General features: G+C 75.3%; 7 protein-coding genes. 4 read left to right on the forward strand and 3 right to left on the reverse strand.

Going from position 1 to position 7,387, the window contains the following annotated elements:
- Positions 1-42: 42 nt before the first annotated feature.
- Positions 43-1,461 (reverse strand): GH39 family glycosyl hydrolase, encoded by a 1,419-nt coding sequence (locus ABEB07_RS24860; RefSeq protein ID WP_345670374.1) that lies wholly within the window; start codon positions 1,459-1,461, stop codon positions 43-45.
- A gap of 133 nt (positions 1,462-1,594) precedes the next feature.
- On the opposite strand from ABEB07_RS24860, the gene ABEB07_RS24865 reads away from it, so the two are divergent.
- Positions 1,595-2,689: a DUF5925 domain-containing protein gene (locus ABEB07_RS24865; protein ID WP_345670375.1), complete on the forward strand. Its 1,095-nt coding sequence runs from the start codon at positions 1,595-1,597 to the stop codon at positions 2,687-2,689.
- Positions 2,690-2,742: 53 nt separating this feature from the next.
- Positions 2,743-3,516, forward strand: a complete 774-nt coding sequence (locus ABEB07_RS24870) for a DUF72 domain-containing protein (RefSeq protein ID WP_345670376.1) — start codon at positions 2,743-2,745, stop codon at positions 3,514-3,516.
- Positions 3,517-3,750: 234 nt separating this feature from the next.
- Here ABEB07_RS24870 and ABEB07_RS24875 read toward each other — a convergent pair whose 3' ends face one another.
- Positions 3,751-4,119, reverse strand: a complete 369-nt coding sequence (locus ABEB07_RS24875) for a GntR family transcriptional regulator (protein WP_176148385.1) — start codon at positions 4,117-4,119, stop codon at positions 3,751-3,753.
- Positions 4,120-4,191: 72 nt separating this feature from the next.
- Between ABEB07_RS24875 and ABEB07_RS24880 the strand changes: the two genes are divergently transcribed.
- Positions 4,192-5,130: a GNAT family N-acetyltransferase gene (locus tag ABEB07_RS24880; protein WP_345670377.1), complete on the forward strand. Its 939-nt coding sequence runs from the start codon at positions 4,192-4,194 to the stop codon at positions 5,128-5,130.
- Between the two features lie 66 nt (positions 5,131-5,196).
- On the opposite strand, the gene ABEB07_RS24885 is transcribed toward ABEB07_RS24880, so the two are convergent.
- On the reverse strand, positions 5,197-5,823 hold the full coding sequence (locus tag ABEB07_RS24885; protein WP_345670379.1) for a class I SAM-dependent methyltransferase: 627 nt from the start codon (positions 5,821-5,823) through the stop codon (positions 5,197-5,199).
- Positions 5,824-6,540: 717 nt separating this feature from the next.
- Between ABEB07_RS24885 and ABEB07_RS24890 the strand changes: the two genes are divergently transcribed.
- Positions 6,541-7,387 (forward strand): lytic polysaccharide monooxygenase auxiliary activity family 9 protein (locus ABEB07_RS24890; RefSeq protein WP_345670380.1); only part of this gene is annotated, 847 nt, incomplete at its 3' end.

Raw genomic sequence — 7,387 nt, forward strand, 5'->3', positions numbered from 1 at the left:
GGGCTCGGGTGGTTCGGGTGGGTTGGGTGGCTCGGGCGGTGTTCACCGTTCGAGCCACTTCACCTCGTACGCCTTCAGGTCCAATCGGCGGCCGTCCACCTGGACGCTGATCGCACGGCCGCGCGTGTTGACCACCAGGGCGGTCCGGGCGTCGGCCAGGACGCGGACGTCCGGCGCGTCGTCCGGGGCGACGGCGACCGTCTCGTAGCGGGTGCCGGGCGGGAAGGCGCGGCCGAAGCGGGAGACGAGGCCGTGCATCGGCAGGGCCCGGCCGCCCGAGGCGCTCTCGGTGGGCGTCCACAGACAGCCGGGGCAGGCGGCGCCCTTCTCCTCCTCCGGGTTCCAGTAGAAGCCGGAGGACGCGCCGCCCCTGGCCATGGCGATCATCCCGGCGGCCTGGACGGCGAGGCGGCGCTGCTCGGTCCAGCCCGAGCGGTCGTCGTCGCCGTCGGCGGGCTCGACGTAGTACTCGGCCCACCACAGGGGCAGGCCGTGCGTCCGCTGCCGCACCCACCGGCCGACCGCCGTGAACTTGTCCGTGGCGGCGAACTCGTCGGGCAGCAGCTCGTCGTCCTTGGTGTAGCTGGAGCCGTCGACGACCACGAAGTCCGCGCCGGCCTTGTGCGCGTTCCAGTAGGCGAAGGCGTCCAGGACCCGCTGGTCCATCGCCCCCCAGCCGCCGCGCAGCGCGGTGGAGGCGTCCTGCTGGCGCGGGTCGACGCTGTCCATCACCAGGTACGGGCCGCCGACCATGATCTTCGGGTCGACCTTCTTCAATGCCCGGTAGACCAGGTTGTAGAGCTTGGTGTAGCCCTCGTAGTCCCAGCGGGCGGCGTCGTCGTTCCAGAAGCCCTTGAACTCGTTCCAGACGATGAAGTGGCGTACGTCCGGGTAGCGCCGGGCGACGGTCGCGGCGAGGGCGGCGTAGTCCGCGTAGTGGCCGGGGGTGGGGGCGGTCTCCAGCGCGGACCGGCTCCAGTCGGTCGCGCCGACGCCGGCCCGGCCGCCCTTCATCCAGTCCGGGGCGCAGCACAGGGTGATCACCGGGGTGGCGCCGGAGGAGCGCATGAAGTCGATCCGGCGGTCCAGCGCCGCGAAGTCGTAGCGGCCCTCGACCGGTTCGGGGTTGTCGGCGCCCCAGCCCATGATCGCCTGGTTCTGCGGCAGCCCGCCGTCCGCGCGCAGCAGTCCCCCGACGCGCCGCACGGCGGCGGGGCTGCCCTGGTCGGCGCTGAACTGGGTGTGGGTGAAGCCCCAGCCGACCGACGGATCGTCCGCGTGCCGCGCCGCGCCCGGGCTGCCGTGCACCCGCGCTCCGTCGTCCGTGGTGCCCTCGGTGCTCGCGCCGCCGGACAGCGCGTTCAGCAGGGCCGCCACCAGGGCCAGCGCGACCGCGGCCACCCCGAGCAGCGCGGCGAGCCGCCACCGCCCCGCCCCCGGATCCCACCCATGACGTGCCATCAGGGACAACAGTAGGGGCGGAAATCGCCCGGTGGACAGGGTTTGCGCCGACCGGCCCCGCGAGCGGTCCGACACGGGGCGCGCGCCCCGCAAACGGGGTGCGGGGGGCGGCCCGGTGCCGGATCATGGCGGCATGTCTGCGAACCCTTACGACGCTCTGCCGGTCCGGCTCAACGTCGACGACTCCGACTCGCCGTCCGACGTCGTCGACGCGCTGTTCCTCGGCCGCTTCGCGACGGGCGAGCAGCCGTACTCCCACGCGGCGAACATCGAGCGGGCGCGTTCCGGGGCCACGCTGCTGCCGGCCGGCGCCCGGGTGCTGCGGGTGGCCCGGGACGACGACCGCAGCGCCACCCTCGCCGAGGGCGACGGCTGGACGCTGCTGGTGTCCCGCTGGAACCGGGGCGCCGACGTGACGGTCACGGCGACCAGCGCGGAGCTGGCCCAGAAGGTCCTCGGCCAGGCCACCGACGGCGCGGCGGACGAGCCCGAACCGCAGCCGGAGAACGTGACGATGGGCTTCTGGTACGTCTCCCCCCGGCGCGGCCCCTACCGCACCACCCGGCAGATCTCGGCGGGCACCTGGCAGGAGGTGCGGGCGAACTACACGGCGCCGGTCGCGGACGCGATGGAGCGCCTGATGAAGACGACGCCCGAGGACATCGCGGGCCGGCTCCTGCTGCTGCACGGGCCGCCGGGCACCGGCAAGACCTCCGCGCTGCGCACGCTGGCCCGGTCCTGGCGGGACTGGTGCCAGGTGGACTGCGTCCTGGACCCGGAACGGCTGTTCAGCGACGTCGGCTATCTGATGGACATCGCGATCGGCGAGGAGGACGCGACGGGCAAGGGCCGCTGGCGGCTGCTGCTGCTGGAGGACTGCGACGAGCTGATCCGCGGCGAGGCCAAGCACACGGCCGGGCAGGCGCTGTCCCGGCTGCTGAACCTCACCGACGGCCTGCTCGGCCAGGGCCGCAACGTGCTGGTCGGGGTGACCACCAACGAGGACCTGGAGCGGCTGCACCCGGCCGTGGTCCGGCCGGGCCGCTGTCTGGCCCGGATCGAGGTGGGGAGGCTGACCCGCCGGGAGGCGGTGGAGTGGCTGGGCGCCGAGGAGGGCGTGGGCCGCGACGGGGCCACCCTGGCCGAGCTGTACGCGCTGCGCCGGGGCACGTCGCCGACGGCGCTCCCGGAGCCGCGCGAAGGGGCGGACGCGGGGCTGTACCTGTAGCGCGAGGGCGCGTGGGGCGCGCTCTCGCGCGGGTGCGGTGCTGTGATGGTCGTATGACCCTGTTCGTCGGGACGTCGGGCTGGCAGTACCGGGACTGGCGGGGCGTGCTGTACCCGCGGGGGTGCCCGACCCGGCTGTGGCTGGAGGAGTACGCCGCCGCGTTCGCCACGGTGGAGCTGAACAACGCCTTCTACCGGCTGCCGGAGCGGGAGACGTTCGCGTCCTGGCGCGCGCGGGTCCCGGCGGACTTCGTGATCGCGGTGAAGGCGAGCCGCTTCCTCACCCACGTCAAGCGGCTGCGGGAGCCGGCCGAGCCGGTGCGGCGGCTGATGTCGCGCGCGGCGGGGCTGGGCGGCCGGCTCGGTCCGGTGCTGCTCCAGCTGCCGCCCACGCTGCGCGCCGACCCGGACCTGCTGGACGCCTGTCTGGCCCGCTTCCCGCCCGGCGCCCGGGTCGCGGTCGAGCCGCGTCACGACTCGTGGTGGACGCCGCGGGTGCGCGGGGTGCGGGAGTCGCGGGGCGCGGCCCTGTGCTGGGCCGATGCCCACGGCCGCCCGGTGACGCCGCTGTGGCGGACCGCCGACTGGGGCTACGTCCGCTTCCACGTGGGCCGCGCCCGGGCCTGGCCGCACTACGGCCGCCGCTGCCTCGCGACCTGGGTGGACCGCACCGCGGCGGTCTGGCCGGACGACCTGGACGTGTACGCGTACTTCAACAACGATCCGACGGGCGCGGCGGTCGAGGACGCCACCGCCTTCGCCGCCGCGGCCCACCGGGCGGGCCGCACGGTCACCCGCACCCCGGCCCGGCCACCCGCCCACCGGTGAGGCACGGCCGCGCGGACGCGGCGGAGGGGCGGCGGTGCGGCACGGGGTGCGAGGGCGCGGCCGCGGGCGCGCGGAGACGGGCACGGGCCGGGCACGCGGCCGGTCAGGCCGCGGGCCGGGCATCGCGGGCGCGCGGGGACGGGCCGAACCCGCCACCGGGCAGGCCGCGGGCCGAGCATGGGGGCGGGCCAAACATGGGGGTGGCCCGGGCATGGGGGCGGGCGGTGGTGGCGGTTACTGGGTGTAGGCCGCGCGGAGGGCGTCGCGGGCCGCGGCGAGGGCCGCCTCCTCGGTGAGGCCGAGGCGGCGTGCCCGCTCCGCGTAGACCTGCGCCGCGCTCGCCGCCTCCCGGGCGGAGGCCGGCCCCGCGGCGGCGACGAACGTGCCGTTGCGGCCCCGCGTCTCGATCACCCCGTCCGCCTCCAGCGCCCGGTACGCCTTGGCGACCGTGTTCGCCGCGAGCCCGAGCGACTCGGCCAGACCGCGTACGGTCGGCAGCCGGTGGCCGACCGGCAGCGCGCCCGACCGGGCCTGCTCGGAGATCTGTGCCCGCACCTGCTCGTAGGGTGCGGCGCCGTCGTCGATGTGGAGCTTCAGGGTCACGGGCCCGATTGTCGCGCACTCGACGGAAAATGGGGGGCGGCCGCCCGCGCCGCCCGCGTAGCGTGCGCCCCCATGACCGTGATCGTCCGTGCACTGCGCCCCGACGCGCGCGCCGACCTGGAGGGCTTCGCCCGGGTACGGCACGCCGCGATGCCCTACCTCCTGACCACCCCCGCGTCGCTCGTCCACGACCTCACCCGTCTGCCCCCCGACGCCCACTACCGCCCCCTGGTCGCCGTCGCCGACGGCGAGGTGGTCGGCACCGCGCAGGTGCACCTGGCGCACGACAGCTCCGAGCCGGGCCAGGGCAACGTCAACGTGTACGTGCACCCCGAGCACACCCGCCGCGGCGTCGGCGCCCTCCTGGTGCGGACCGCCGAGGAGCACCTGGCCGCCCACGGCGCGCGCCGGCTGCACTCCTGGGTGCTGGACGAGCCGGGCAACCGCGCCTTCGCCGAGCGGCACGGCTACCGCGCGAGCCGCTCCGCGCACTTCTTCCGGCGGGACCTGGCCGCCCGCCCGCTGCCGCCGCTCCAGGACCCGCCGCCGGGCGTGGAGTTGCGCCGGGCCTCGGATTTCGCCGCCGACCCGCGCCCGCTGTTCGCGCTGGACGCGGAGACCAGCGCCGACGAACCGGGCGACGTGCCCGTCGAGCTCACCGACTACGAGACGTGGCTCGCGCAGACCTGGCGGCATCCGCTGCTCGACGCCGAGCTGACCACGGTGGCGGTGGTCGACGGGCGGCCCGCGGCCTTCACCGTCGCCCGCACGGACGGCCGCGGCCGGTACCTGACGGCCATGACGGGCACCGCGCGGGCGTACCGCGGCCTGGGGCTGGCCAAGCTCGCCAAGAACGACTCGCTGCACCGCGCCCGGGCCGCCGGGTGCACGGAGGCGCTGACCGGCAACGACACGGACAACGGGCCGATGCTCGCGATCAACGAGTGGCTCGGGTACGAGAGGTGCGCGACCGAGGTGCGCCACGTCCGCGAGCTGGGTCCGGGCCGCTGAGCCGCCGGCCGCCGGGGCCCGCGCACCGCCCCGGCGCACCGGCCCCGCGCACCGGCCCGGACGGCCTCACGCCATCGCCACCACCGCGTACCGCTCGTCGCCGACCTCCTTCCCCCACAGCCGCGCGTCCTCGGACAGATGTTCCACTCGGGTGTGCCCCGTGAGGGGGGTGAGAAGAGTGAGAAGCCGATCCGTGGGTATGCCGACGGGCGTGACCGTCCCCCAGACGCCCTCGACCAGGACGAGCCGCCCCGAGGGCCGCAGCAGGCTCCGCCAGTGCCGCAGCGCGTCGGCGGGGTCGGGCAGCGCCCACAGCACGTGGCGCACGAGGACGACGTCGAAGCGCCGCCCGGCCACCGGCGGGCGGGCCGCGTCACCGGGCAGGAACACCGCGTCCCGGCCGGCGAGCTTGGCGCGGGCCCGTTCGATCATGGCCTCGGACAGGTCGACGCCGGTCACCCGGTGTCCCTGTTCGGCGGCGAGCAGCGACAGGCTGCCCGTGCCGCAGCCGAGGTCGAGGACGTCGGCGGGCCGGCCGGGCAGCCAGCGGCGCAGCCGTTCGGCCCAGGCGGCGCGCACCAGCGGGTCGCGCAGTCCGTGATCCGGCTCGTCGTCGAAGTCGGCGGCCCGCGCGTCCCAGTCCACGGGAGCGGGGGCCGTTCCGTCACCGTCGGTCGTGATCCGTTCGCTCATGGACCCCACGGTGACACCCGCCACTGACATCCGATTCGTGACAGCCGCCACAGACAGACCCGCACCGATGAGGAACTCTCACCCGAAAGGTCTACCTCCGTGAGAACACGGAACCCGGTAGGCGTCGAAGGAGGCACCGATGCGCCGTGTGACAGTGCAGAAGCCCCTGAGGAAGACGGACACCCGACGGGTCCGTGAGGAAGTGGTCGACGAACGTCCCGCCGGGCGGCCGGAGGTCCGCAAGGACATCGCGCGCACATGGTGGCCGGAGGGATGACGGGGGCCGGCCGATGAGACGCGCCAGAGCGGCCGTACGCGGCAGCTGATCCGATCCGGTCGTGACGCACGGCCACGCGGCGCACGCGCGCGTACGTCACCCCCGTCGAGCCCACCGAGTCCACCGAGTCCATCCAGTCCACCGAGTTCATCCAGTCCGTCGAGTCACCGAGTCCACCGAGTTCATCGAGTTCGCCGAGCCGAAGCAGTCGCCGTTCCACTCCCCCGCCGTGCGTACCGGGGTGGACGGCGATTTCTGCTGCGCCCGCCTGCCGCGCCGGCTACCTGATGCCCGCCTGAGCGCTTCCTTAACGCGGCCATAAGGATCACCCTCCACCCCCCTCAGCAGGCGATTTCCCGGATCCTCCGGGCTAGCTTCTGATCACCCGCGGGAGCCCCGTCCGCCCCGTTCCGCATCAGAGCCCTCCCAGGAGTTCCGGCATGTCCTTCCCCAGGCCCTCCGCCGCGCCCGAGCAGGCCACGCCCCGCCGCCGCAGGACCGCGGCGTTCGCCGCGTTCGCCGTCCTCGGGCCGGCCCCGCTCGCCCTGACCGCGCTCGCCGCGGCGCCCGCCGCCGCGCACGGCTCGATGGGCGACCCGGTCAGCCGGGTCTCGCAGTGCTACGCGGAGGGCCCGGAGAGCCCGAGGTCGGCGGCGTGCAAGGCGGCGGTCGCGGCCGGCGGCGCCCAGGCCCTGTACGACTGGAACGGCATCCGGATCGGCGACGCGGGCGGGCGGCACCAGGCCGTGGTCCCCGACGGCAAGCTGTGCAGTGCCGGCGACGAGGAGTTCAAGGGGCTGGACCTGGCCCGCGCGGACTGGCCGGCGACCAGCGTGCACAGCGGCGCGTACACGTTCAAGTACCGCGTGACCGCCCCGCACAAGGGCACCTTCAACGTCTACCTCACCAAGCCCGGCTACGACCCCGCCAAGGCGCTGGCCTGGTCCGATCTGGACCTCCAGCACCCGGTCGCCACGGTCACCGACCCGGTGGCGGCGGGCGGCTTCTACACCTTCTCCGGCACCCTGCCCGAGCGCACCGGCCGGCAGCTGCTGTACGCGGTCTGGCAGCGCTCGGACAGCCCCGAGGCGTTCTACTCCTGCTCGGACGTCGCCTTCGGCGGGAGCGGCGCGGCGGGCGCGGGGAGCGGCGGCAGCACGCCGGGTGGCTCGGGCGGTTCCGCTCCCGCGCCGGCGGCCTCCGCGCCGAGCGACCGGCAGATCGAGGCCGGGGCCGGCAGGTCCACCGTCGAGCACCACGGCCACGGGGACGACGACGCGGCCACGA

The organism is Streptomyces similanensis (assembly GCF_039543625.1).
In the GTDB taxonomy this organism is placed as follows: Bacteria; Actinomycetota; Actinomycetes; order Streptomycetales; family Streptomycetaceae; genus Streptomyces; species Streptomyces similanensis.

Bases quoted from the DNA above. Each gene is read 5' to 3' on its own strand.
- ABEB07_RS24860 (WP_345670374.1), bottom strand. From the start codon at position 1,461: ATGGCACGTCATGGGTGGGATCCGGGGGCGGGGCGGTGGCGGCTCGCC.
- ABEB07_RS24865 (WP_345670375.1), top strand. From the start codon at position 1,595: ATGTCTGCGAACCCTTACGACGCTCTGCCGGTCCGGCTCAACGTCGAC.
- ABEB07_RS24870 (WP_345670376.1), top strand. From the start codon at position 2,743: ATGACCCTGTTCGTCGGGACGTCGGGCTGGCAGTACCGGGACTGGCGG.
- ABEB07_RS24880 (WP_345670377.1), top strand. From the start codon at position 4,192: ATGACCGTGATCGTCCGTGCACTGCGCCCCGACGCGCGCGCCGACCTG.
- ABEB07_RS24885 (WP_345670379.1), bottom strand. From the start codon at position 5,823: ATGAGCGAACGGATCACGACCGACGGTGACGGAACGGCCCCCGCTCCC.